23 protein-coding genes are annotated in these 25,876 nt (G+C 57.1%); 11 read left to right on the top strand and 12 right to left on the bottom strand.

Features of this window, described 5'->3' with window-relative positions:
- Window positions 1-6: 6 nt before the first annotated feature.
- From ypfH to dapA, 6 genes are all read right to left on the bottom strand, one after another.
- Window positions 7-702 (bottom strand): esterase, encoded by a 696-nt coding sequence (ypfH, locus tag ACQG0T_RS16185; protein ID WP_426723824.1) that lies wholly within the window; start codon window positions 700-702, stop codon window positions 7-9.
- 73 nt (window positions 703-775) lie between these two features.
- A complete protein-coding gene (locus ACQG0T_RS16190) occupies window positions 776-2,722 on the bottom strand; it encodes a tRNA(Met) cytidine acetyltransferase TmcA (protein ID WP_032102778.1) in 1,947 nt (648 codons plus the stop codon).
- On the bottom strand, window positions 2,722-3,591 hold the full coding sequence (gene ypfJ / locus ACQG0T_RS16195) for a KPN_02809 family neutral zinc metallopeptidase (protein WP_001303362.1): 870 nt from the start codon (window positions 3,589-3,591) through the stop codon (window positions 2,722-2,724). Before ypfJ ends, ACQG0T_RS16190 begins: the two co-directional genes overlap by 1 nt.
- A 119-nt stretch (window positions 3,592-3,710) precedes the next feature.
- Window positions 3,711-4,424: a phosphoribosylaminoimidazolesuccinocarboxamide synthase gene (purC, locus tag ACQG0T_RS16200; RefSeq protein ID WP_001171626.1), complete on the bottom strand. Its 714-nt coding sequence runs from the start codon at window positions 4,422-4,424 to the stop codon at window positions 3,711-3,713.
- A 109-nt stretch (window positions 4,425-4,533) separates the two neighbouring features.
- Window positions 4,534-5,568 (bottom strand): outer membrane protein assembly factor BamC, encoded by a 1,035-nt coding sequence (bamC, locus tag ACQG0T_RS16205; RefSeq protein WP_006811481.1) that lies wholly within the window; start codon window positions 5,566-5,568, stop codon window positions 4,534-4,536.
- A gap of 16 nt (window positions 5,569-5,584) precedes the next feature.
- Entirely contained in the window at window positions 5,585-6,463 is an 879-nt protein-coding gene (gene dapA, locus ACQG0T_RS16210) for a 4-hydroxy-tetrahydrodipicolinate synthase (RefSeq protein WP_003860542.1), read from the bottom strand.
- Window positions 6,464-6,608: 145 nt separating this feature from the next.
- On the opposite strand from dapA, the gene ACQG0T_RS16215 reads away from it, so the two are divergent.
- The gene (locus ACQG0T_RS16215) at window positions 6,609-7,178 is read left to right on the top strand and encodes a glycine cleavage system transcriptional repressor (protein ID WP_000213743.1); all 570 of its coding nucleotides are present in this window, start codon (window positions 6,609-6,611) and stop codon (window positions 7,176-7,178) included.
- The gene (bcp, locus tag ACQG0T_RS16220; RefSeq protein WP_015572198.1) at window positions 7,178-7,648 is read left to right on the top strand and encodes a thioredoxin-dependent thiol peroxidase; all 471 of its coding nucleotides are present in this window, start codon (window positions 7,178-7,180) and stop codon (window positions 7,646-7,648) included. Before ACQG0T_RS16215 ends, bcp begins: the two co-directional genes overlap by 1 nt.
- Before the next feature lie 139 nt (window positions 7,649-7,787).
- On the opposite strand, the gene ACQG0T_RS16225 is transcribed toward bcp, so the two are convergent.
- Window positions 7,788-8,852: an AI-2E family transporter gene (locus ACQG0T_RS16225; protein ID WP_003860546.1), complete on the bottom strand. Its 1,065-nt coding sequence runs from the start codon at window positions 8,850-8,852 to the stop codon at window positions 7,788-7,790.
- A 220-nt stretch (window positions 8,853-9,072) separates the two neighbouring features.
- Between ACQG0T_RS16225 and bepA the strand changes: the two genes are divergently transcribed.
- A complete protein-coding gene (gene bepA, locus ACQG0T_RS16230; RefSeq protein ID WP_015572197.1) occupies window positions 9,073-10,536 on the top strand; it encodes a beta-barrel assembly-enhancing protease in 1,464 nt (487 codons plus the stop codon).
- 13 nt (window positions 10,537-10,549) lie between these two features.
- Complete coding sequence (arsC, locus tag ACQG0T_RS16235; RefSeq protein ID WP_017383503.1) at window positions 10,550-10,906, top strand: arsenate reductase (glutaredoxin); 357 nt, start codon at window positions 10,550-10,552, stop codon at window positions 10,904-10,906.
- Here the strand turns inward: arsC and ACQG0T_RS16240 are convergent.
- Entirely contained in the window at window positions 10,903-11,727 is an 825-nt protein-coding gene (locus ACQG0T_RS16240) for a homeodomain-like domain protein (RefSeq protein ID WP_017383504.1), read from the bottom strand. The two genes, arsC and ACQG0T_RS16240, sit on opposite strands and share 4 nt — an antisense overlap.
- A 147-nt stretch (window positions 11,728-11,874) precedes the next feature.
- Here ACQG0T_RS16240 and celB point away from each other — a divergent pair, with 147 nt between their 5' ends.
- The 3 genes from celB to ACQG0T_RS16255 are packed head-to-tail and all read left to right on the top strand — an operon-like array spanning window position 11,875 to window position 15,572.
- On the top strand, window positions 11,875-13,194 hold the full coding sequence (gene celB / locus ACQG0T_RS16245) for a PTS cellobiose transporter subunit IIC (RefSeq protein ID WP_015572194.1): 1,320 nt from the start codon (window positions 11,875-11,877) through the stop codon (window positions 13,192-13,194).
- A 3-nt stretch (window positions 13,195-13,197) separates the two neighbouring features.
- Window positions 13,198-14,154: a N(4)-(beta-N-acetylglucosaminyl)-L-asparaginase gene (locus ACQG0T_RS16250; RefSeq protein ID WP_017383506.1), complete on the top strand. Its 957-nt coding sequence runs from the start codon at window positions 13,198-13,200 to the stop codon at window positions 14,152-14,154.
- Complete coding sequence (locus ACQG0T_RS16255; protein WP_032673268.1) at window positions 14,154-15,572, top strand: leucyl aminopeptidase family protein; 1,419 nt, start codon at window positions 14,154-14,156, stop codon at window positions 15,570-15,572. Before ACQG0T_RS16250 ends, ACQG0T_RS16255 begins: the two co-directional genes overlap by 1 nt.
- An 86-nt stretch (window positions 15,573-15,658) precedes the next feature.
- Here ACQG0T_RS16255 and ACQG0T_RS16260 read toward each other — a convergent pair whose 3' ends face one another.
- The 4 genes from ACQG0T_RS16260 to ACQG0T_RS16275 form a co-directional block, all read right to left on the bottom strand.
- A complete protein-coding gene (locus ACQG0T_RS16260; protein ID WP_166792068.1) occupies window positions 15,659-16,360 on the bottom strand; it encodes a DnaA inactivator Hda in 702 nt (233 codons plus the stop codon).
- A 96-nt stretch (window positions 16,361-16,456) separates the two neighbouring features.
- Window positions 16,457-17,746, bottom strand: coding sequence for a uracil permease (gene uraA / locus ACQG0T_RS16265; protein WP_032673269.1), 1,290 nt, complete (start codon window positions 17,744-17,746; stop codon window positions 16,457-16,459).
- 82 nt (window positions 17,747-17,828) lie between these two features.
- Complete coding sequence (upp, locus tag ACQG0T_RS16270; protein WP_003860560.1) at window positions 17,829-18,455, bottom strand: uracil phosphoribosyltransferase; 627 nt, start codon at window positions 18,453-18,455, stop codon at window positions 17,829-17,831.
- A gap of 216 nt (window positions 18,456-18,671) precedes the next feature.
- Window positions 18,672-20,102: a 6-phospho-beta-glucosidase gene (locus ACQG0T_RS16275; RefSeq protein ID WP_023295128.1), complete on the bottom strand. Its 1,431-nt coding sequence runs from the start codon at window positions 20,100-20,102 to the stop codon at window positions 18,672-18,674.
- Between the two features lie 266 nt (window positions 20,103-20,368).
- On the opposite strand from ACQG0T_RS16275, the gene purM reads away from it, so the two are divergent.
- The 4 genes from purM to ppx all read left to right on the top strand — a co-directional run bounded on the left by purM (window position 20,369) and on the right by ppx (window position 25,875).
- Window positions 20,369-21,406, top strand: coding sequence for a phosphoribosylformylglycinamidine cyclo-ligase (gene purM / locus ACQG0T_RS16280; protein WP_017383509.1), 1,038 nt, complete (start codon window positions 20,369-20,371; stop codon window positions 21,404-21,406).
- A complete protein-coding gene (gene purN, locus ACQG0T_RS16285; protein ID WP_006811493.1) occupies window positions 21,403-22,044 on the top strand; it encodes a phosphoribosylglycinamide formyltransferase in 642 nt (213 codons plus the stop codon). The genes purM and purN overlap by 4 nt, the downstream gene beginning before the upstream one ends.
- Window positions 22,045-22,272: 228 nt before the next feature.
- Window positions 22,273-24,333, top strand: coding sequence for a polyphosphate kinase 1 (gene ppk1 / locus ACQG0T_RS16290; protein WP_023295129.1), 2,061 nt, complete (start codon window positions 22,273-22,275; stop codon window positions 24,331-24,333).
- 3 nt (window positions 24,334-24,336) lie between these two features.
- Window positions 24,337-25,875, top strand: coding sequence for an exopolyphosphatase (gene ppx, locus ACQG0T_RS16295; protein ID WP_003860570.1), 1,539 nt, complete (start codon window positions 24,337-24,339; stop codon window positions 25,873-25,875).
- Window position 25,876 lies beyond the last annotated feature (1 nt).

Consider the following 25,876-nt stretch of genomic DNA (forward strand, 5'->3'; position numbering starts at 1 on the left):
GACACCTCACATAAACTCGACGATATCATCGTCATTCGGCTTACCGCCGCTGAGCGCTTCATCAAAGTAGTGCTTCGGTACGGTATAACGCAGATGATCGAGCGCGAACTGCATGCTGCGATCGTCAATGGCATGCCCCAGATCGTCTACGATATCCAGCGTCACATCTCCGCCCTCGCGCATCAGCGTCTCCTGGGCAGCCACCGCATGCGAAAGCTCAATTACCCGGTCTTCCCCCCCATGAATGAGATGGATCGTGGTCTGCGTGGTCGCGCTTTGCGGTAACGTCGCAAAACGCCCGTTAAAGGCAATCACGCGGGACACCAGTCCGGGCTGCGCTTTTACGCTTTCCAGCGACATGATTGAGCCCTGAGAGAAGCCAATCAGCGCCGTTGCGTCGGCGCCTACGCCGCTCTGCTGCTGCCAGTAACACACGGTATCGATAAAGGCTGGCATAGCGGCATCAATACGCGCCTGACGATTCTCCTCCGTCACGCCCTCGACGGAAAACCACTGCCGCCCGTCCGGACCGCACGGCTCCACGCCGCCGATGCTGACGATCAGCGCGTGTGGGAAAACGGGTGCAAACCAGCTGCCAATCTGTCCCATATTGACGGCATTGTCGCCCACGCCATGAAACAGAAGCAGGAGCTGTTTAGCAGGTGTACCCGGGCTTTGCACAACAAAATGGTCATGTTTCATGGCGATCTCCTTAATTGATAAGCAGGATTTTACGCCTCTGCGGGGTAATGACCATGCCACTTTACTGAAGAACTCATTGAAAAAATTGCCATTGCAAAATGTCGGCTTTCAGCTGCTGGCTACGGGAGTAATCAAGCCTTTCAAGCGCGTGAGCGGTTTCCTCGCGTAGCTTCGCCAGCAACGCTTTGCGCCCGAAATCGTGCGTATTCCCTTCCATTTTCCCCCGCAGCGCCGGAAGTGGCATGTCCACGGCTAACAACAACCGCGTCAGCGCCGCAACCGAAGTTGAAAACGCCCGGTGAGCAAAGGCAAACCCCGCCAGCTCCAGCCAGTCGTCACTATTAAGGGTAGCTTCCCATGCATCCGTCACCGGGATCTTTTCGCCATTCCAGGCCGACAGGACGCGCATATCACGACATAACCGCTGATGCGCCTGTTCGCAGAGCTGATGCCCCGCCTCGCTCAGCGGCAGCAACGCCATCGCCGTATAGCACCCGCTGCTGGCTTCCCGGTGGCTGCCCATTCGCACCAGCACAAACCCGCACTGCCGCCAGAAACGCCACAGCTCGTCGGTATAGCCAAAGCTGACCGAGAGATAATCTTCTCCGCTGGCACTGCGGATCAGCCGCTGGCCGATGCCTTCCCGCTGGCGATGGGGATGAACCGCAATGCGGCTGACGCGTCGGCCTTTCAGCGTCGCCGCGAGCGGCGAGCCGCCGTGCGCTGCCAGCGACTGCGCCACCAGATTTCCACGCGGCCGACGAAAGCCCGCCCAGACTGCGCGGCTAAGTTCAGGGGGTAATCCCCCCTCCTCCACCAGCCAGAGCGCGCCCGCGATCTCCGCGCCCGCCTGAGCAACAGCAAAGTGCTGGCCGGGGGCGTCCATCATCCGGCGTAAATCGAGGGGTGACGTCCGGTAGTGCGCGGCGCAAAGCAGTTCATACACGCCTGCCCCGCGCGTCGGATCGCTCTCCCACATCCCGGGCTCCAGCGACGTTAAACGTACCTCGCCTTCCGGTTTGCGATCGATAAGCGCATCGTCGAACAGCAGCGCGTTCGCCAATATCCGCTCAAGGGGGCATCCGGCAGCCCAGCGAACTGGCGTGGATAAGGTATAACGCCGCAGCCCGCTGAACCGGGCGCAGAACTTCAGCAGGAATCCCCTGCCCGTGCCTTCATAACCCTGCACCGTGGTGGTCAGCAACACGCGGGGAAAGCGCGACGCCAGCTTCTCCAGCAGCGGGCCGGGAATGGCGGCCGCCTCATCGACAATCAGCCAGTCAGCTTCCGTGGTGGAGGCCAGCAGCGCATCCGGGGCCATAAAGTGGAAATGTTCCCCTGCGAAACGCGCGATGACATCCGTCGCCCCTTTTGCCGGTGCCGTCACGACTGCACTCCCCTGAATGCCGCTCAGCAACATGCCCGCCAGGGCGGACTTCCCGCGTCCGCGCGGCGCCGTCACGGCGGCCACGCCAGCAGGCATGGTCAGAAGAGCGTCGAGGATCTCAGCCTGCTCGCGCTGCGGTTCACCGTTAGCGGGCTGCCAGGCGGGTAAATCTGGCGCAACGGGAAGGCACAGAGGACGATGTTGATGCCAGACGATGGCATCTGAATCGGCGGCAAGCGTCCGGCAAAAGTGGTGAACAAAGTGCGGGGTGGCGATCGGCTCGGCACTGTCGCTCCAGCGCAGAGAATCCGCGTCGGGCCTGTTAGCCCAGACGGAGAACGGCGGCACCAGCAGCACCAGAAGGCTTCCGGCGCGCAGGGTCCCGCTGAGGGCGGCGAAGGCCGAGACGTCAAACCCGCGACGCGCGTCAAAAACGGCGTGCAGGTATTCACGTCCCAGCAGGCCGCTGATGGCCTTAGAGGGGTTTTCTTCCAGCCACAGCCAGTCTCCTGGTAACGTATCGCGCAGAATGGTCGCCTGGCTCAACGTCCACGCTTCATCGCCGCTAAGCACCACCAGCCGGCGGTGCCCGGTACGCTGAAGCTGGTTGACCAGCTGTTCAAACCCCAACATCACATAGCTTTGCCGAAGGTATTACACTGCGACGGGTTGCCGCTGTCGAAGCCACGCTTAAACCAGCTGTAGCGCTGCTCCGAGGTGCCATGGGTAAAGCTGTCCGGCACAACGCGCCCCTGGCTCTGCTGCTGCAAGCGATCGTCACCAATCGCCTGTGCGGCATTCAGGGCCTCTTCCAGATCGCCTGTTTCCAGCACGCCCTGCTGCTGCATGCTGTGTCCCCAGACGCCAGCGAAGCAGTCGGCCTGAAGCTCCATGCGTACGGACAGACGATTCACCTCCGCCTGAGAAGCATTCTGCTGCATCTGACGCACTTTAGGCTCAATGCCGAGGAGCTTCTGCACGTGGTGGCCGACTTCATGCGCGATCACGTAGCCCTGGGCAAAATCGCCGTCGGCGCCCAGCTTGCTTTTCATGTCGTCATAGAAGGAGAGATCGATATAGACGGTGCTGTCCGCCGGGCAGTAGAACGGCCCCATAACGGACTGCCCGGTGCCGCAGCCGGTGCGGGTTGCGCCCCGGTACATCACCAGTTTTGGCGGCTGATAAGTCCGCCCCATTTTCTCGAACTGCTGACCCCAGGTATCTTCGGTCGTCGCGAGAATAACGGAAGTAAATTTCGCCGCTTCATCTTCATTCGGGCTGATGGAGCGCTGAGAATACTGCTGCTGTTGCCCGGTTTCACCGGTCATCAAACCGGTCAGGTCGACGCCGTAGTAGCCCGCCACCAGCACAACGACCAGCAGAATAATGCCGCCCTTGCCGCTGGGTAACCGGAAACCTGGCCCGCCCATAGACGGACCACCGCCACCACTGCTGCGTCTGTCTTCTACGTTGTCACTTTCACGACGCCCTTGCCAGCGCATAAACACCTCGAACTATTCCATTTATAATAGCTATGATCGTAGGCGGTTAATGAAAGGATTACCATATTAACAAGGATAAGACGCCAAAGGATGCCAACATCCTTTGGCAAATGCGCAGTTTAGTCGAGCTTAACGCCTAAACGGTGAGCAACCGCTTCGTACGCTTCGACCACGCCACCCAGACTCTGGCGGAAACGGTCTTTGTCCATTTTATCCAGCGTCTCTTTGTCCCACAGGCGGCTGCCGTCCGGCGAGAATTCGTCGCCCAGCACCACTTCGCCCTTGTACAGACCGAACTCCAGCTTGAAGTCGACCAGGATCAGGCCCGCGTCATCAAACAGCTTTTTCAGCACGTCATTGGCTTTGTAGGTCAGTTCCTGCATGCGCGCCAGGTTCTCTTTGCTTACCCAGCCGAAGGTTTCGCAGTAGGATTCGTTGACCATCGGGTCGTGCATGGCGTCGTTTTTCAGGAACAGATCGAACAGCGGTGGATTCAGTTCGATACCCTCTTCAATGCCCAGACGCTTCACCAGTGAGCCTGCGGCACGGTTACGGATCACGCACTCAACCGGCACCATATCCAGTTTTTTTACCAGACATTCCGTATCGGACAGCAACGCTTCCATCTGAGTCGGGATACCGGCTTCGGCCAGTTTGGTCATAATGAAGTGGTTGAACTTGTTGTTCACCATGCCCTTACGATCGAACTGCTCAATGCGTGCGCCGTCTCCTGCTGACGTATCATTGCGGAATTCGAGCACCAACAGATCCGGGTTTTCCGTGCTGTATACGGTTTTCGCTTTGCCACGATACAACTCAGCTTGCTTCTGCATCTTCATTACTCCTGGTGTGATGATTTGTATTCAAAACTGGCCATATTATGCCACGCACACGTTTGCGTAGCACGAAAATAAAAAGGGCTGGATTAACCAGCCCTCACTATTATTTGCTGAATGCGGCCTGGAAGGCAGCGACCAGCGCATCGTTCTGCGCCTGGGTCAGCGTGTGTCCTTTCGGATCGATAAATTGCAGGCTGCTGCGGTTATCGAGGTCGCCAACCTGGATTTTGTAGTCACCGGAAGGCAGCTGTGGATCGCTTGCCCCCAGCTCCTGCCAGGCGCTATCAGACAGCGGCTTATAGGTCGCTGTGATGCTGCCCGTTGAACGGGTGCTGTCGGTCACCTTCATGCCCACTTTTTCAAGCGTTGCTGGCAGGCGCTGCCAGGTCTGATTAAACGGCGCACGCACCACCAGCATTGGCAGGCCGGTATCGTCTGCACCGCTCTGCACATCAAACGTTGAACCGTTACGGTTCTGCGCGGCGTTTGCGGCATCGGTAGCGTTTTTATCCAGACCTGCGGCAATCACGTTCAGCATTTCAGTGCTGTAGCGCTGCATGGCGGCCGGATCGGCAACCGGTTTACCTGCCTGCTCAAGATTCAACAGCTTAACGGTAACCGCCTGCTGATAACCCTGCGGCTTAACGGAGACTTGATAACGACCACGATACTGCTGGTCTTCATCGAGACGGTTCCACTCAATCCAGTCGGTGGTTAAAGTCTGGCTGGCGTCGTCGCGTTTATCAATCGTATAGTTTTTCGACTGAATAACGCTCACAACCTGCGGCCACAGCGTGGTACCGCGTGCGCTTTCCACCAGCAGAGAGGCCGTATCACCGGTAAACTGCGTGCGCGCGCCACTCACCAGCGCCAGAGGCTGAGCCGGCGGACGAATATCAAGCGCTTTACCCACCAGGCCACTGCCGTTGGTAACCGGAATATTATAATCACCGTTCTGGATCGGCAGGATCATGCCGGCAGGCGCGTGAAGTTCAGCAAGCGGCGGCGCATCCAGATAGGATTCATCACCGCTCACCTGGCGCTTGTAGCGCGAGTCTGAACTACAGGCAGCGAGGAGCATAACAAGCGAAACACCCGCAACCTTCGCCAGGCGCGACTTCTGTACTGAATAAGCCATCAAATCTCCCTAAACTTTACAGCAAACCGGCATGCTTCAGCGCGCCAGCGACAATTTCACGACCGTGGTCGGTAATCGGTGTCATTGGCAGACGCAGCGTGTCGGTTGCTACAAGCCCCAACTCCTTACATGCCCATTTCACTGGGATCGGATTGGGTTCGACAAATAATTTATTGTGCAACGGCATCAGACGCTGATTAATCACGCGAGCTTCATCAAAGTGACCGGCTGCGGCCAGTTTGCACATGTCAGCCATATCACGCGCCGCCACGTTCGCCGTAACGGAAATCACGCCGTTACCACCGAGCTGCATAAAGTCCAGCGCGGTCGCATCATCACCGCTTAACAGGATAAAGTCGTCTGAAACCAGCTCTTTGATCTGATGAACGCGGCTTAAGTTCCCTGTCGCCTCTTTAATCCCGATAATATTTTTTACTTTCGAGAGACGGCCAACGGTTTCCGGCAGCATATCGCAACCGGTACGGGACGGCACATTATACAGAATTTGTGGCAAGTCAGTATGTTCAGCGATGGCTTTGAAATGCTGGAACAAACCTTCCTGAGTAGGACGGTTGTAATAAGGGGTCACCGTCAGGCAGCCGACAATGCCGCTGTCGTTAAAACGCTGAGTCAGGCTAATCGCTTCTGCCGTTGCGTTTGCGCCCGTCCCCGCGATGACCGGAATACGCCCGTCCGCCAGTTCCAGGGTCAGCATCACAACGTCGCCGTGCTCTTCGTGGCTCAGCGTAGCGGATTCACCGGTAGTCCCTACCGAAACGATCGCCGAGGTTCCATTGGCGACATGGTAATCAATGAGCTTCTTCATGCTTGACCGGCAGACATTACCTTTTTCATCCATCGGTGTAACAAGCGCGACAATACTTCCCGTGAACATGAGCCATCCTCTGTGCGAACAAGAGCCTCAATGTTACGTTTGGAACTGTAATAAAAGCAAGCGACCTGAGGCTCTCAGGCGGTTGTATGCATGTTTTTTTTATGCTTTCCTTAGGAAGACTTAACCACGCAAAGGAAGAACAGGTTTGACAACCTCATCACAACATTACCTGGTTATCACTGCGCTGGGTGCTGACAGGCCGGGTATCGTGAATACCATCACTCGCCACGTGAGCAGCTGCGGCTGCAACATCGAAGATAGCCGGCTGGCTATGCTTGGCGAAGAGTTCACGTTCATCATGCTGCTTTCCGGAACATGGAATGCCATTACCCTCATCGAATCTACCTTGCCGCTGAAAGGCGCAGAGCTGGATTTACTGATTGTGATGAAGCGCACCACCGCGCGCCCGCGTCCGGCTCTGCCTGCCACGGTCTGGGTACAGGTTGAAGTGCCTGATTCACCTCATCTGATTGAACGTTTCACGGCGCTGTTTGACAGCCATCAGATGAACATTGCCGAACTGGTTTCCCGCACGCAGCCGGGCGATGAAAACGCAATCCCGACGCTGTTTATTCAAATTACCGCACACAGCCCTGCCTCGCAGGATGCGTCAAATATCGAGCAAGCGTTCAAAGCCCTCTGTACAGAATTACATGCGCAAGGCAGTATAAGCGTCGTCGATTATTCGCAGCACGAACAGGATGGAGTTGAGTAATGAACCCACTGAAAGCCGGTGATATCGCACCGAAATTTAGCTTACCGGATCAAGACGGCGAGCAAGTAAATTTGACCGACTTCCAGGGACAGCGTGTTCTGGTCTATTTCTACCCGAAAGCCATGACCCCGGGCTGTACCGTACAGGCCTGCGGTCTACGCGACAACATGGATGAGTTGAAGAAGGTCGGTGTGGAAGTGCTGGGCATCAGCACCGATAAGCCAGAGAAGCTGTCACGTTTTGCGGAAAAAGAGCTGCTGAACTTCACGCTGCTTTCCGATGAAGACCACCAGGTTTGCGAGCAGTTTGGCGTCTGGGGTGAGAAGTCCTTTATGGGCAAAACGTACGACGGTATTCACCGTATCAGCTTCCTGATTGACGCTGACGGTAAAGTTGAGCACGTGTTTGATGATTTCAAAACCAGCAACCACCACGACGTGGTGTTGAAGTGGCTGAAAGAGAACGCGTGATCATTTTAGTGCCGGGTGGCGCTGCGCTTACCCGGCCTACAAGGTAAATGCAAAACGGTAGCATGCGCTACCGTTTTTAGTGTTTGCCCCCTCTCCCCGCGGGAGAGGGTTGGGGTGAGGGCATCAGCCCGCACTAAATCTACTTCTCTTCCACCGCTGGCACATCCGGCCAAGCGTGGACCACGGCTTTAATCAGCGTCGCCAGCGGAATGGCGAAGAATACCCCCCAGAATCCCCACAGCCCGCCGAAAATCACCACTGACAGGATAATGACCAGCGGATGCAGGTTAACTGCTTCTGAGAACAGCACCGGTACCAGCAGGTTCCCGTCCAGTCCCTGAATAATCAGGTATACGGCGAAACAGCTCCAGAACTCCGTACCCAGACCAAACTGGAACAGCGCCACACCGACTACCGGAATGGTCACCACAAACGCGCCGATATACGGGATCAGAACCGAGAATCCGACCAGCACCGCCAGCAGCAGCGAGTAGTTCAGTCCGAAGATCACGAAGCCAATCCAGGTCGCCACGCCCACCACAATCATCTCCAGCACTTTGCCGCGAATGTAGTTGGTGATCTGCTGGTTCATCTCCTGCCAGACCTGACCGGCGAGACCGCGATTGCGCGGCAGCACGCGGCGCACCGCGTTCAGCATCTGCTCTTTATCTTTGACCAGGAAGAACACCATTAGCGGCACGAGAACAAGGTAAACCGCCAGCGTCAGCAGGCCTACCAGCGAGGCCAGAGAGTATTTGACCACCGAGTCACCCATGGTCATGATGCGGGCGCGCATGTTTTCGGCCATCGCATCGATGATCCCGGCGTCCATCAGCGCAGGATAGCGGCGCGGCAGCGTGGCGGCAAAATCAGACAGTTTATTCAGCATGCCGGGCATATCGCGGATCAGGTAGATCCCCTGTTGCCAGGCGATGGGCATCACCACGAAGGACATCAGCAGCAGAATGCCGACAAACAGCACCAGAACAATGCTGGTCGCCCAGCGGCGGGAACAGCCGATATGTTCCAGACGTGCGGTGGGCCACTCCAGCAGATACGCCAGCACAATCGCCACCAGTAGCGGCGCCAGCAGGCCACTAAAGAAGAACAGGATACCGAATCCGGCAACCAGAATGACCAGCAAAGCAATGGCTTCCGGGTCGCTAAACCGACGCCGATACCACTGCATTAACATTTCGAGCATACAACCCTTCCCTGAATCGAATGGCGGGAGTGAGACGGTGAATTGTATCTAACTGTCACAAAAAAGACTTTCCTTTTTGTTTCACTGTCAGGTTTCGCAAAACCCTGATGAATGGGATTTTCTTCATCTCTTAACACGGCTACACTCGCAGAGCAGCGGAGATGAACGTTATGCGGGTTCATCGGTCAAATTAGCACATCCAACATACAGGACAGTGGTTATGTTCAGGCAGTTGAGAAAAACACTGGTTGCGACACTGATTGCCGCCGTGACGGTGGGTCAGGTGTTGCCCGCTTTCGCTGACTCGTCCGATTCATTGCCGGACATGGGCACCACGGCAGGAAGCACGCTCTCCATCGGGCAGGAGATGCAGATGGGTGATTATTACGTACGCCAGTTGCGCGGCAGTGCTCCGCTGATTAACGACCCTTTGCTGGTGCAATACATTAACGGCCTGGGGATGCGTCTGGTGGCGCACGCCGACTCGGTAAAAACGCCCTTCCACTTCTATTTAATCAATAACGACGAAATCAACGCCTTCGCCTTCTTTGGCGGGAACGTGGTACTGCATTCGGCGTTGTTCCGTTATTCCGATAACGAAAGCCAGCTGGCGTCCGTCATGGCGCACGAAATTTCGCACGTCACCCAGCGCCATCTGGCGCGTGCGATGGAAGATCAGAAGCGTAACGCCCCGCTAACCTGGGTGGGCGCGCTGGGCTCTATTCTGCTGGCGATGGCCAGCCCGCAGGCCGGGATGGCGGCGCTTACCGGGACGCTGGCGGGGACGCGTCAGGGGATGATCAGCTTTACCCAGCAGAATGAGCAGGAAGCAGACCGCATCGGCATTCAGGTTTTACAGCGTTCCGGCTTTGACCCGCAGGCCATGCCGAGCTTCCTGGAAAAACTGCTCGACCAGGCACGCTACTCGTCGCGCCCGCCTGAAATTCTGTTGACCCACCCGCTGCCGGAAAGCCGCCTCTCGGATGCGCGTAACCGAGCCAACCAGATGCGTCCGGTCGTGGTGCAGTCTTCGCAGGATTTCTACATGGCCAAAGTGAGAACGCTTGGCATGTACAACTCCGGACGTAATCAGCTCACCAGCGATCTGCTGGACGCGCTGGCGAAAGGCAACGTGCGCGAGAAAAACGCGGCGCAGTATGGTCAGGCGCTCCAGGCGATGGAGGCCAGCAAATACGATGAAGCGCGAAAAGCGCTACAGCCGCTGCTGGCGGCGGCGCCTGACAATCCGTGGTATCTCGACCTCGCCACCGATATCGATCTGGGGCAGAAAAAAGCGACCGATGCGATTAATCGCCTGAAAGGGGCGAAAGATCTTCGTAATAATCCAGTATTGCAGCTTAACCTGGCGAACGCCTACCTACAGGGCGGCCAGCCCGGCGAGGCGGTGACCATTCTGAACCGCTACACCTTTAACAATAAAGATGACCAGAACGGCTGGGAGCTGCTCGCCCAGGCCCAGGGGCAGCTGGGTAACCGCGATCAGGAGCTGGCCGCGCGTGCGGAAGGTCTGGCGCTGGCGGGTCGTCTCGATCAGGCCATTTCCCTGCTGAGCAGCGCCAGCTCGCAGGTGAAGCTTGGCAGCCTGCAACAGGCCCGCTACGATGCGCGAATCGACCAGCTGCGCGGCCTGCAACAACGCTTTAAGCCGTACGAGAAGATGTAATAAAGGAGAAGTCATGACAGACGCGGTAAAAATTTACCATAACCCTCGCTGCTCCAAGAGCCGAGACACCCTCAGCCTGCTGAAGTCTAACGGCATCGAACCGGAAGTGGTGCTGTACCTGGAGACGCCGCCGGACGCGCAGACTATCCGCCAGCTGCTGAAGATGCTGAACATGGGCAGCGCACGCGACCTGATGCGTCAGAAAGAAGATCTGTATAAGTCGCTCAATCTGAACGATACCAGTCTCACTGAAGATCGGCTGATTCAGGCGATGGTCGACAATCCAAAGCTGATTGAGCGCCCGATTGTAGTGGCAAATGGCAAGGCGCGTATCGGCCGTCCGCCGGAAGACGTGCTCGAGATCGTCTAATCGTTACGCCGCAGCGCTTCCAGAAACGCCTGCGGCGTACGCTCTCCCAGCTTTTTCTGCGCTTTTCCCCGGTTGTAAAACTCACACAGTTGGATCAACAGCTCTCCCATCGGTTCACTGTTCACCCGCGGAATGATTTCGCGTAACGGCACGGTGACCTGAAGAGCGAGATAATACTGTGAATGCACTTTTACGGTGACGTTATGCTCTGGCAAGTTCACTTCTAGCCCAAAAGTCTCAACAGATTGAATATCAGCCGGACAGGCAGCCAGCACCTCGTTCGTCCAGCGGGTCAGCAACTGCGGCGATACGCCAGCATAAAGCCGGGCGTAACACCAGCCGCTGACGGGTTCACGCGCCCAGAGCAGGTGTTGCTCGCCACCGTCGTCCATATGCAGCGACAGCGGCTGATGATGCAGGAGTAGCTTCTGCGGCATGATCCCGGCCTTCAGCGCCTTTTTGCCCTGCAACGACGCCCCCTTTTGTTTTAGCGAGGCTGGTTTGAGGTAGCGGTTCAGGGTCGCGCGGGAAACGGCGATCCCGAGTCCGTCATTCACCAGCAGCAGCAGTTCATCCAGCGGTGCCCCTGTGATATCCCGCAGGGCATTTATCAGTGCCGCCTGCTCTTGTCTCAGCGCTTTGTGTATCACTTTTGGCGTTGTGTGGTTATCCGAAACCTGGTCGCGGTTGCGCCAGCGCCTGACGGTGGTGACCGAGATCCCCAGCTCAACGGCAAGTTCCCTGTCGCTTTTATCTGACTGCTGAAGATAACGACGGATACGCGGTGTGGTGGTGGCGTTGGCATGCAGTTTGATTTCCATCGCGTCTCTCTCCGGAACTAATCTTATGAGATTTATATCAGAGCAGCGAATGCTTTGTGACCGATTTCACCTTTCGCTCGCCACGCTTCACTGATAATCCACAGACATAACATAAACAACACCTCTCAATCTTGTACGGAGTTCACAATGAACAATGTTCTGGGATTTCTTGAAGCAAAACTGATGCCGCTGGCGGCGAAAACGGCCCAGCAGCGTCATCTTGGGGCCATTCGCGGCGCCTACGTGTCATTCATGCCGTTTATTATCGTCGGCTCCATTCTGCTGGTGATCTCCTCCTTCCCGAATCAGGCCTATCAGCAGTTTATGTCTCAGGCCTTTGGTGAGAGCTGGAGTGCAATTATAGAGATCCCGTTTAACGCGGTGTTCTCAACCATGTCGCTGTTTATCAGCTTCCTGGTGGCCTACCGCCTGGCTGAGCATTATGGCGAGGACCGCATCTCCTGCGGCATCCTGGCGCTGGTCGCGTTTCTGATCCTGACGCCCTTTATCAAAGTGGCGGAAAACGGCGGCATTACCGTGATGCCGGTGGAGTGGATTGGCAGCAAAGGGCTGTTCGTGGCGATGATCGGTTCCCTGCTGTGGACGGAACTGTTCTGCTGGCTGAAGCGCAAAAAGCTGGTCATCAAAATGCCGGACGGCGTGCCTCCGGCGGTGCAGGAGTCATTCGCGGCCCTGATCCCGGCCCTGCTGGTAATGATTCTGGTGCTGCTTATCCGCATCATCTTTGAAAACACCCACTACCACACCATCCACCAGTTTATTTATGAAGTGGTTGCCACCCCGGTACGCCACTACGGCACCTCTTATTTCGGGGCGCTGATGACCGTATTCAGCATCACCATTCTGTGGTCAGTGGGCATTAACTCCGGTTCGATGATCAACGGGATTATTCGCCCGCTGTGGATGGAGAACCAGACCGACAACATCGCCGCGATCCAGGCGGGAACGACGCCGCCGCACATCATCACCGAACAGTTTTTTGACATGATCTGGATGGGTGGCGCGGGCGCCACGCTGTCGCTGGTGATTGCGATGCTGATTTTCGCCCGCAGCAAAAACATGCGCGAAGTAGCGCGCCTCGGTGCGGGCGCGTCGGTGTTTAACATCAACGAACCGATCCTGTTTGGCCTGCCGGTGATCATGAACCCGATCATGCTCATCCCGTTCAATCTGGTGCCGCTGGTGCTGGTCACCGTGCAGTATGCGGCGATGAAAATTGGTGCGGTCGCCGTCACCACCGGGGTGTTTATCCCCTGGACGCTGCCGCCGGTTATCAGCGGCTTTATCGTCACCGGGCACCTGAGCGGCAGCGTGATGCAGCTGATCAACCTGCTGATTGGCGCCATGCTGTACCTGCCTTTCATGCGTATCGTGGATAAACAGTACCGCGCCGCGGAGCTGACTACCGCTACGCAAACCGACACCACCCTTGCAAAACAGGAGTAAAGCATGTGGGGAATTATCGCAACCTGGCGAATGGCGCTTGAAGGCGTCACGGAATCTGCGTCTGCGCTGGCTGCGGGCAAACCTGTCGCTCCGGCGGTGGTGGATGCCGTCGCCGCCGTCGAGGACTTTCCGTTTTATAAATCCGTCGGCTACGGCGGGCTGCCGACCGAGAACGGCGAGGTGGAGCTGGACGCGGCCTATATGGACGGCGACACGCTGGCGTTCGGCGCCGTGGGCAATCTGGTGGATATCGCCAACCCGGTACGCGTGGCGCACGCGCTCAGCCGCCAGCGCTATAACAGCCTGCTGGTCGGCCAGGGCGCGCGCGAATGGGCGCTGAGCCAGGGCTTTGCCGACAAAACCATGCTCACGGATCGCGCCATGCAACACTACCGTAAGCGCTGCCGCGAAACGCTGGACAAGGGGTTAAGCCCCTACGACGGACATGACACCGTCGGTATCATCGGCCTCGATAAACAGGGATCGATGAGCGTCGCCACTTCCACCAGCGGCCTGTTTATGAAAAAACGCGGTCGCCTCGGTGACTCACCCATCATCGGCTCCGGCTTTTACTGCGACAGCGAAACCGGCGCGGCCACCGCCACGGGCGTCGGTGAAGATCTGATGAAGGGCTGTACCAGCTACGAAATCGTTCGCCGGATGGCGCAAGGGATGACGCCGCAGCAGGCGGCGGATTCGGTGGTGTTCGAACTGGAAGACAAGCTGATGTCGCGCTTCGGTCGCGCGGGCGATCTCTCCGTGGTGTGCATGAACAGCAAAGGAGAATTTGGCGCCGCAACCAACATCAAAACCTTCTCGTTTGTGGTGGCGACGGCTCGCCAGCCCCTCACCGTTTTCCGTACTGAACGCCTGCGGGAGAAAACGCACTATCACGCGGTAGATGAGGAGTGGATGCAGGCCTATGCCGCGCGGATCCGCGCACCGATTGAGGAGTCATGATGATCACATACCAGTTTATCAACGCGCTTTCAGACGCGAAGCCGCAAAGCCATTTGATTGCGCGCGCTGACAGTTCCCTGATACCGGAAAGCGCTCTTGTCGCTGAAATGCGCCAGCAGAGCACCGTCGCGGATGCGCGCTTTGGCTGCGCGCCGTTTGCCCGCATCACCCTGTTTCCGGATGCGCTCTGGCATGACGCCCTGACCGAAGGGTTGCTCACCGCCCTGCGACCGCTGCTTGCCGCCCCCGCCAGCGCCGAACTCGTGCTGGACGTGACGGATATTGACGATGTGGTGCTGGCGCAGGTACTGCGTTTTCTCTTTAATCAGGCGCACAGGCTCAGTGACCTGAAGCTGAAGAAGACGGACGAAGCGCTGCGTCTTACCTGCATCACTGCCCTTTGCCTGCCGGAACAGCAGGCGAAGCTGGAGACGACCTTCCGCCAGCAGCAGACCATTGCGCTCGGCATGGTTGCGGCGCGACGTCTGGCGGATATGCCGTCCGACCGCTGCACGCCGCAGTTTGTGGTGGAAGAGGCGCAAAAACTGTGTGCCGCCAGCCCTGCCCTGCGCTGCGAGGTGTTGGATGAAAAGCAAATTGTTAAGCAGGGGCTGGGGCTACTGCACGCCGTTGGCAAAGGGGCGACCTGCCCACCGCGTCTGCTCGCTATTCACTATAACGGCGTGTCTGATGGCCCGGTGCGCTGCTACGTGGGAAAAGGCATTACCTTCGACACCGGCGGCCTGTGGCTGAAGGAAGGCGCGGGCATGTACACCATGAAATATGACATGTGCGGCGCGGCTAACGTGCTCGGGCTGATGCTGACCGTTGCGGAGCTGAAATTACCCGTGCGCATCATGGGCGTGCTGGCGCTGGCGGAAAACGCCATCGGCCCCGACGCCATGCAGCCCGGCACGGTGGCGATGGCCTGCAACGGCACCACCGTTGAAATCAACAATACCGATGCCGAAGGCCGGCTGGTGCTGGCAGACGCTATCGCCTGGGCGAGTCAGCGCCATCCGCAGGCGCACTATATCATTGATATGGCGACCTTAACCGGAGCGGTGGTGAAAGCGCTGGGCTATGAATTGAGCGGATTAATGACGCAAGATGAACCGCTGCGCGCGGCGCTGACGCTGGCGGGTAAGCGCAGTGGTGACGAAGTGTGGTCCCTGCCGCTGGACGCCCGGCTGAAAAAACAGACCGACAGCGCCATCGCCGACCTGTGCAACACGCCGACCAACAATGCGGCAATCAGCGCCTCGGCGGCGTGGTTGCTGCATCACTTCTGCCCGCCGACCATTCCGTGGGCCCATCTGGACATCAGCGGTACGGCACTGTGGCGTGAAAGCGGACGAAGCGTGGCGTCGGGAAGGCCGATTCCGCTGCTGGTGGAGCACTTGTTGGGGGATCTTTAGCCGGGTGGCGGCTGCGCCTTACCCTGCCTACAAGGTATGACGGGTTTTCGTAGGCCCGGTAAGCGCAGCGCCACCGGGCAAAAAACTCAAAGCTTAAGAATATCTTTCACAAACGGAATGGTTAGCTTGCGCTGCGCGGTAATAGACGCGCGATCGAGCTGATCGAGCGTGTCAAACAGCGTGCGCATTTCCCTGTCCAGGCGTTTAAGCAGGAACCGACCCACGTCCTCCGGCAGCTCAAACCCACGCTGCTTAGCGCGCAGCTGAAGCGCCTGGAGTTTGTCTTCATCCGACAGCGGTTGCAGTTTGTAGATTTGCCCCCAGTCCAGACGAGACGCCAGATCCGGCAGCCCCAGATTGAGCTGGCGCGGCGGACGATCGCCGGTGATCAGCAGCCGGGTTTTGCCCGACTCCAGAATGCGGTTGTAGAGGTTAAAGATCGCCATTTCCCACGGTTCGTCCCCCGCCACGCATTCGATATTATCGATGCAGACCAGGGAAAGATGTTCCATGCCCTCCAGCACCTCAGGCACAAACCAGGTGCGTTTATCCAGCGGCACATAGCCTACCGCGTCACCGCGCGCCGAAAGCTCCGCACAGGCGGCATGCAGCAGGTGGCTGCGTCCCGCGCCTTCGCGTGACCAGATATAGATGTATCCGCTGTGTTCCTGGCGCAGCACGTTTTGCAGTGCAGCCAGTAAAGAGGGGTTATCACCCGGCCAGAAACTCGCGAAAGTTTCGTCGTCAGGGAGATAAAGTGGCAGAGAGAGCTGTGCCGGTCCGTTCAGAAATACCTCAACCAGAGATCTTACATAAAATCGGAATGGAGTTTAACACGGAACCTGCAAGGAGAGAACCGGGCGATCCTTCGCCCGGCATGACGATCAATGTGGCGCTTTTTCGCTTTCGTCTGCGTCCAGCACCACCTCTTCCGGGCGGATCACCGAGATCAGCTTGAAAATCAGGCTCAGGCCGACGCCGACGATGGTCGCCAGCGCCATACCCTTCAGCTCTGCCGCGCCGATGTGCACCTTCGCGCCGCTCACGCCGATAATCAGGATAACGGAGGTCAGGATCAGGTTCTGCGCCTTGCTGTAATCCACTTTGGATTCAATCAGCACGCGAATACCGGAGGCACCGATCACCCCGTACAGCAGCAGGGAAACGCCGCCCATCACCGGAACCGGGATAATCTGGATCGCCGCCGCCAGTTTACCAACGCAGGAGAGCAGAATGGCGATGATCGCCGCGCCGCCGATAACCCAGGTGCTGTAGACGCGGGTGATCGCCATTACGCCGATATTCTCACCGTAAGTCGTGTTTGGCGTGGAGCCGAAGAAACCAGAGATGATGGTGGAGAAACCGTTGGCAAACATGGAGCGATGCAGGCCCGGGTCGCGGATCAGGTCGCGCTTCACGATGTTCGCCGTCACCACCAGGTGGCCGACGTGCTCAGCAATCACCACCAGCGCGGCAGGCAGAATAGTGAAAATGGCGAACCATTCAAAGCGCGGGGTGTAGAAGGTTGGCAGCGCGAACCAGTGCGCCTCGGCAATCGGGGTGGTATCCACAACGCCCATCACGAAGGAGAGCGCGTAACCCGCCAGCACGCCGATCAGGATCGGGATAATCGCCATAAAGCCGCGGAAGAGGACGGAACCGAAAACCGTCACGCCCAGCGTCACCAGCGAAATAATAATGGTTGTAGAATCCGGTGACTGACCGTCCGCAGGCAGCAGCCCGGCCATGTTCGCCGCCACGCCCGCCAGCTCCAGGCCGATGACGGCAACGATGGCCCCCATTGCCGCAGGCGGGAACATCACGTCCAGCCAGCCGGTACCGGCTTTCTTCACGATGAAGGAGACCAGGCAGAACAGCACGCCGCACATGATAAAGCCGCCCAGCGCGACCTCATAACCCAGCGGCAGCAACAGCAGAACCGGGGAGATAAACGCGAAGCTCGACCCGAGATAGGCCGGGATTTTGCCTTTACAGATGAAGAGGTAAAGTAGCGTACCGATGCCGTTAAACAGCAGCACGGTAGCCGGGTTAATGTGAAACAGGATTGGCACCAGCACGGTTGCGCCAAACATGGCGAACAGGTGCTGCAAACTAAGCGGGATTGTCTGTAAAAGCGGCGGTCTTTCACTCACCCCGATAGCACGGCGCGTCATAGTGTTTTCCTCTGAGTGTCATTGTTGGTTTTTATTCAAAAAAAAGCCGACTATCAAAGTCGGCTTCTTTATCGTTATTCGATTATTTAGTACCAAAAATCTTATCGCCGGCATCGCCGAGCCCCGGGATGATGTACCCGTGCTCGTTCAGTCCCTGGTCGACAGACGCGGTATAGAGTTCAACGTCCGGGTGCGCTTTTTCCAGCGCCGCGATACCTTCCGGCGCCGCAACCAGCACCAGCACTTTGATGCTGCTGCATCCCGCTTTTTTCAGCAGGTCGATGGTGGCGATCATCGAACCGCCGGTCGCCAGCATCGGGTCAACCACCAGCGCCATACGCTCGTCGATGTTAGAGACCAGCTTCTGGAAGTACGGGACCGGCTCAAGCGTCTCTTCGTTACGGTAGATACCCACCACGCTGATACGCGCGCTTGGGACGTGCTCCAGTACGCCTTCCATCATGCCCAGACCCGCACGCAGGATTGGCACCACGGTAATTTTTTTACCTTTGATCTGCTCAACCTGTACCGGACCGTTCCAGCCTTCGATGGTCACTTTTTCCGTTTCCAGATCAGAGGTCGCTTCGTAGGTCAGCAGGCTACCCACTTCAGAAGCCAGTTCGCGAAAACGCTTCGTGCTGATGTCATGCTCACGCATCAGGCCCAACTTGTGTTTAACGAGTGGGTGTTTCACTTCCACAATCTTCATTCTCTTTCTCCTCTGAGGTGGCATCCGCAAAAAAATCGCGGGATTATACCGCTTTTTTCGGATTGCGCCATACCCATCTTGCTTGACGTATATCAATCAAAAACAAAAAAGCCGGAGGCTGGGCTCCGGCTTGGGGGCGGGATTATGCCGGGTGGCGCTAACGCTTACCCGGCCTACACATCCCGTAGGCCCGGTAAGCGCAGCGCCACCGGGCAATTATAGCTGCTCTCCGTTGCTGGCAATCACCTGCTTATACCAGTCGAACGATTTCTTCTTGCTGCGGTTCAGCGTGCCGTTACCTTCGTTATCTTTATCGACAAAGATAAAGCCGTAGCGTTTTTTCATCTCGCCGGTGCCGGCAGAGACCAGGTCGATACAGCCCCACGGGGTATAGCCCATCAGATCTACGCCATCCTCCACCACCGCTTTTTTCATCTCGCGGATATGCGCGGAAAGGTAGTCGATGCGGTACTGGTCGTTCACCGTGCCGTCGCTCTCCTGCACGTCGATCGCGCCAAAGCCGTTCTCAACGATAAACAGCGGCAGCTGGTAGTGATCCCAGAACCAGTTGAGGGAGTAGCGAAGCCCCACCGGGTCAATCTGCCAGCCCCAGTCCGATTTCTGCACGTACGGGTTAGAGACCAGGCTCTTGCTCTCGTCGTAGTCCAGCTGCGGGTTGTCCGCCGTCGCTTTGGTGGCGAAAGACATGTAGTAGCTGAACCCGATGTAATCCACGCAGCCCTGCGTCAGCGCCACTTTATCTTCTTCGGTGATATCCAGCGCGAAGCCGCGACGTTCAAAGTAGTTGAGCAGATGCTGCGGATACTTGCCGCGCACGTGAACGTCGGTGAACCAGTAGCGACGATGCATGGCGTTCATCGCCATCATCATATCGTCCGGGGCACAGGTCAGCGGATAGATGGGGCACATGGCAATCATGCAGCCGATTTGCAGTGACGGGTTGATCTCGCGCCCCGCCTTCACCGCCAGGGCACTGGCCACCAGCTCATAGTGCGCCGCCTGGAACATCACCGGCTCGCGATCTTCTCCCGGCGCATATTTCAGCCCGGAGTTGGTAAACGGCGCAAAGTCTTCGTGGAAGTTGGCCTGGTTATTGATCTCGTTAAAGGTCATCCAGTACTTCACTTTATGCTGGTAGCGCTCAAAAACGACCTTCGCGAAGCGAACAAAGAAGTCGATCAGCTTACGGTTGCGCCAGCCGCCGTATTCCGTCACCAGGTGGAAAGGCATCTCGAAGTGGGAAAGCGTGATCACCGGCTCGATGCCGTGCTTCAGGCACTCGTCAAAAAGATCGTCATAGAATTTGAGTCCCGCTTCGTTCGGCTCCAGCTCGTCGCCTTTCGGGAAGATACGCGTCCAGGCGATGGAGGTGCGGAAGCATTTGAACCCCATCTCGGCAAAGAGTTTGATGTCTTCTTTATAGCGGTGATAGAAGTCGATGGCTTCGTGGTTTGGGTAATTTTTCCCCTCCAGCACGCCGTTGGTGATTTCACGCGGTACCCCGTGGGCGCCTGCCGTCATGACATCGGCAACGCTCACGCCCTTGCCGCCCTCTTTCCAGCCGCCTTCAAGCTGGTGCGCCGCAACGGCCCCACCCCACAGAAAACCTGCTTTAAATCCTGACATTCGCTATCCCTCATTCTGCGTTATTTTCTGCAAAAACAGCTACAGAAACCGGTTTCAGTTTGATGATGTGCAAAGGGGATAGCCGTTGCAAGCAGATCGCCGAAACCGGTTTCATTTTCGTGAACAGAGTCAAGTTTGTTGCCCTGGACAGCCCGCACAGAAAAAAAGATCCCCGCGCCGAGAATAGGCTCGCAAACGTTTGCCTGGACTGTTAGAATTGCGCCGATTTTTCTTACTAGCTATGCAATTGCGTGGGGATTTAAGCCGTGACCAACAAAACTTCTCTCAGCTACAAAGATGCCGGTGTTGATATTGACGCAGGTAATGCGCTGGTTGACCGAATCAAAGGTGTGGTGAAAAAAACCCGCCGCCCGGAAGTGATGGGTGGCCTGGGTGGATTCGGCGCACTGTGCGCGCTGCCGCAAAAATATCGTGAACCTGTGCTGGTCTCGGGTACGGATGGTGTCGGTACAAAACTGCGCCTGGCGATGGATCTTAAGCGTCACGATACGATTGGTATCGATCTGGTGGCGATGTGCGTCAACGACCTGGTGGTACAGGGCGCCGAGCCGCTGTTCTTCCTCGATTACTACGCGACCGGCAAGCTGGACGTGGATACCGCAGCCAGCGTCATTAACGGTATCGCCGAAGGCTGCCTGCAATCCGGCTGTGCGCTGGTCGGCGGTGAAACCGCGGAAATGCCTGGCATGTATCACGGGGAAGATTATGACGTCGCAGGCTTCTGCGTCGGCGTGGTAGAAAAATCAGAAATTATCGACGGCAGCAAAGTGGCTGACGGCGATGTGCTGGTTGCGCTGGCCTCCAGCGGTCCGCACTCCAACGGCTACTCTCTGGTGCGTAAAATCCTCGAAGTGAGCGGTTGCGACCCGCTGACCACCGAGCTGGACGGCAAACCGCTGGCCGATCACCTGCTGGCCCCGACGCGCATCTACGTGAAAAACGTGCTGGAGCTGATTGAGAACGTTGACGTGCACGCCATCGCTCACCTCACTGGCGGCGGCTTCTGGGAAAACATTCCGCGCGTGCTGCCGGACAATACCCAGGCGGTGATCGACGCATCCTCATGGCAGTGGCCGTCCGTCTTCAACTGGCTGCAAACCGCAGGCAACGTGAGCTCTCACGAAATGTACCGCACCTTTAACTGCGGCGTGGGCATGGTTATCGCCCTGCCCGCCAGCGAAGCGGATAAAGCGGTTAAGCTGCTGACAGAAAAAGGTGAAAACGCGTGGAAAATCGGTACGATTAAAGCTTCCGATTCCGAACAGCGTGTGGTCATTGAATGAAAAACATCGTGGTGCTCATTTCCGGCAACGGAAGCAATTTGCAGGCAATCATAGACGCCTGCAAACAGAAGAAAATCAATGGCACCATTCGGGCAGTATTCAGCAACAAGGCCGATGCGTTCGGCCTTGAGCGCGCGCGGGAAGCGAACATTCCTGCGCACGCGCTGGAAGCCAGCCAGTTCGCCGGGCGTGAAGCCTTTGACCGTGAGCTGGTGCAGGAGATTGACGCCTACGCGCCTGACGTGGTGGTGCTGGCAGGCTACATGCGCATCCTGAGCCCGGCTTTTGTTGCACACTACGCCGGACGACTGCTCAATATCCACCCTTCCCTGCTGCCAAAATACCCCGGTCTGCACACCCATCGTCAGGTGCTGGAAAACGGCGATGAGGAGCATGGTACCTCCGTGCATTTCGTCACCGACGAGCTGGACGGCGGTCCGGTCATTTTGCAGGCAAAAGTACCGGTCTTTGACGGCGACAACGAAGACGACGTGACCGAACGTGTGCAGACGCAGGAACACGCCATTTATCCGCTGGTGGTAAGCTGGTTTGTCGATGGACGTCTGGAGATGCGCAACGGCGCAGCCTGGCTGGACGGCGTGAAGTTGCCCCCGCAGGGTTATGCGGCTGAAGAGTAGTCTGTTTGAATTGCCCGGCGGCGCTTCGCTTGCACGGGCCTACGGTCCCGTAGGTCGTGGTAAGCGCAGCGCCACCCGACACCCCCTCCCCCAACCCTCTAAATTCCCCAACAAAAAAATAACTGTCATACTTTTCTGGCACTGTTGGACATATCGTGGAAATGCTCGCCATAATAAGGACGAGACGGATTTACCACGTCCTGTGATTGAACTGGAGTGTGAGCTGTAATGGGTCAGGAAAAGTTATACATCGAGAAAGAGCTAAGCTGGTTAGCATTCAACGAACGTGTACTTCAGGAAGCGGCCGATAAAAGCAACCCGCTGATTGAACGTATGCGTTTTTTAGGCATCTATTCCAACAATCTGGATGAGTTCTACAAGGTTCGCTTCGCCGAACTGAAACGCCGAATCATCATCAGCGAAGAGCAGGGCTTGAACTCCCACTCCCGGCATCTGCTTGGAAAAATCCAGTCTCGCGTCATGAAAGCCGATCAGGAATTTGATGGCCTCTATAACGAGCTGCTGCTGGAAATGGCACGCAACCAAATCTTTCTGATCAACGAACGCCAGCTCTCCGCGAATCAGCAAAACTGGCTGCGCCACTATTTCAAACATTATCTGCGCCAGCATATCACCCCGATTCTGATCAACCGTGAAACCGATCTGGTGCAGTTCCTGAAAGATGATTACACCTATCTGGCGGTAGAAATCATTCGGGGTGAGACCATTAACTACGCGCTGCTGGAAATACCGTCTGATAAAGTCCCACGCTTTGTTAACCTGCCGCCGGAAACTCCGCGCCGACGGAAACCGATGATCCTGCTGGATAACATCCTGCGCTACTGCCTGGACGATATCTTCAAAGGCTTCTTCGATTACGACGCGCTCAACGCCTACTCGATGAAGATGACCCGTGACGCCGAGTACGATCTGGTGCATGAGATGGAGGCCAGCATGATGGAGCTGATGTCTTCCAGCCTCAAGCAGCGCCTGACGGCGGAACCGGTGCGGTTTGTCTATCAGCGCGATATGCCGGACGCGATGGTGGAGATGCTGCGCGATAAGCTGACCATCTCCCGCTACGACTCCATTATTCCCGGCGGGCGTTACCACAACTTTAAAGATTTCATTGGCTTCCCGAACGTCGGCAAAGCCAATCTGGTGAACAAACCGCTGCCGCGCCTGCGCCATATCTGGTTCGATAAGTTCCGCAACGGGTTCGACGCCATCCGCGAACGGGATGTGCTGCTCTACTATCCGTATCACACCTTTGAACACGTGCTGGAATTGCTGCGTCAGGCCTCGTTCGATCCAAACGTGCTGGCGATTAAAATCAACATTTATCGCGTGGCGAAAGATTCCCGCATCATCGATGCGATGATCCACGCGGCGCACAACGGCAAGAAAGTGACCGTGGTGGTTGAGCTTCAGGCTCGCTTCGACGAAGAGGCCAACATCCACTGGGCGCGCCGACTGACGGAAGCGGGCGTGCACGTCATCTTCTCCGCGCCGGGGCTGAAAATTCACGCCAAGCTGTTCCTGATCTCCCGTAAAGAGGGCGACGACGTGGTGCGCTACGCCCATATCGGTACCGGGAACTTTAACGAGAAAACCGCGCGAATTTACACCGACTATTCGCTGCTGACTGCCGATGCGCGCATCACTAACGAAGTGCGTCGGGTGTTCAACTTCATTGAGAACCCGTACCGCCCGGTGAGCTTCGATTATCTGCTGGTGTCACCGCAGAACTCACGGCGCCTGCTGTACGATATGATCGATAAAGAGATTGCCAATGCGCAGAACGGCTTGTCGTCCGGCATTACGCTGAAACTCAACAATCTGGTGGACAAAGGGCTGGTGGACCGCCTGTACGCGGCTTCCAGCTCCGGCGTTCCGGTAAATCTGCTCATTCGCGGCATGTGCTCGCTCATTCCGGAACTGGAAGGCATCAGCGACAATATCCGTGTGATCAGCATTGTGGACCGCTATCTTGAACACGATCGCGTCTATATTTTCGATAACGCCGGTGATAAGCGCGTATACCTCTCGTCCGCCGACTGGATGACGCGTAACATTGATTACCGTATTGAAGTGGCGGCACCGCTGCTGGATCCTCGCCTGAAGCAGCGTATCCTGGACATTATCGAGATCCTGTTCAGCGATACGGTGAAAGCACGTTATATCGACAAAGAACTCAGTAATCGCTATGTACCGCGCGGCAATCGCCGTAAAGTGCGGTCGCAGCTGGCGATTTACGATTACATCAAATCACTTGAGCAACCCGATTAACCTATGCCAATAAACGATAATACCCCACGCCCGCAGGAGTTCGCTGCGGTCGATCTTGGCTCAAACAGTTTCCATATGGTCATCGCCCGCGAGGTGGATGGCGCGATGCAGATCATCGGTCGTCTGAAGCAGCGTGTGCATCTGGCCGATGGACTCGACGCGCGTAACATGCTGAGCGAAGAGGCCATGGAGCGCGGGCTGAACTGTCTGTCGCTGTTCGCAGAACGTTTGCAAGGCTTTTCGCCGTCCAGCGTCTGCATCGTCGGGACGCATACGCTACGCCAGGCGCTGAACGCGCCGGAGTTTCTTAAGCGCGCGGAAAAGGTTATCCCCTACCCGATTGAGATCATCTCCGGTAACGAAGAAGCGCGCCTGATTTTTATGGGCGTGGAGCATACGCAGCCGGAAAAAGGCCGCAAGCTGGTGATTGATATCGGCGGTGGTTCCACGGAACTGGTGATTGGCGAAGACTTCGAGCCGCGTCTGGTGGAAAGCCGCCGTATGGGCTGCGTCAGCTTCGCGCAGATGTATTTCCCGGGCGGCGTCATCACCCGCGAAAACTTCCAGCGCGCGCGCATGGCCGCCGTACAAAAACTGGAAAATCTGGCCTGGCAATACCGTATTCAGGGCTGGAACGTGGCGCTGGGCGCATCGGGTTCGATTAAAGCGGCCCATGAAGTGCTGCTGGCAATGGGTGAAAAAGACGGCTTTATTACGCCTGAGCGCCTGGTGAAACTCACCGAAGAGGTGCTTAAGCATAAGAGCTTCGACGCCCTGAGTCTGCCGGGTCTGTCCGACGAACGTAAAGCCGTGTTCGTACCGGGGCTGGCGATCCTCTGCGGCGTGTTTGACGCGCTGGCGATCAAAGAGCTGCGCCTCTCTGACGGCGCCCTGCGTGAAGGCGTGCTGTATGAGATGGAAGGCCGTTTCCGTCATCAGGATATTCGCAGCCGCACCGCGCAGAGCCTGGCCAACCAGTACAACATTGACCGCGAACAGGCGAAACGGGTGCTCGAAACCACGGTTCAGATGTACGAGCAGTGGGAGGAGCAGAATCCGAAGCTGGCGCATCCGCAGCTGGCCGCGCTGTTGAAATGGGCCGCCATGTTGCACGAGGTGGGGCTGAACATTAACCACAGCGGAATGCATCGCCATTCAGCCTATATTCTGCAAAACAGCGATCTGCCTGGTTTCAACCAGGAGCAGCAAACCATGATGGCGACGCTGGTGCGCTATCACCGCAAAGCCATCAAGCTCGACGATCTGCCGCGCTTTACGTTATTTAAGAAAAAGCAGTTCCTGCCGCTCATTCAGCTGTTGCGCCTGGGCGTGTTGCTCAATAATCAGCGACAGGCAACCACCACGCCGCCGACGCTGAAGCTAAAAACGGATGACTATCACTGGACGCTGAGCTTCCCGCACGACTGGTTTAGCCAGAACGCGCTGGTGCTGCTGGATCTGGAAAAAGAGCAGCAGTACTGGGAAGCGGTCACCGGCTGGCTGTTGAAGATTGAAGAAGAGAGTTCTGAGGCGGCAGCGTAAC

It is taken from the genome of Enterobacter cloacae complex sp. 302F9 (assembly GCF_050030335.1).
Taxonomy (GTDB): domain Bacteria; phylum Pseudomonadota; class Gammaproteobacteria; order Enterobacterales; family Enterobacteriaceae; genus Enterobacter; species Enterobacter hormaechei_C.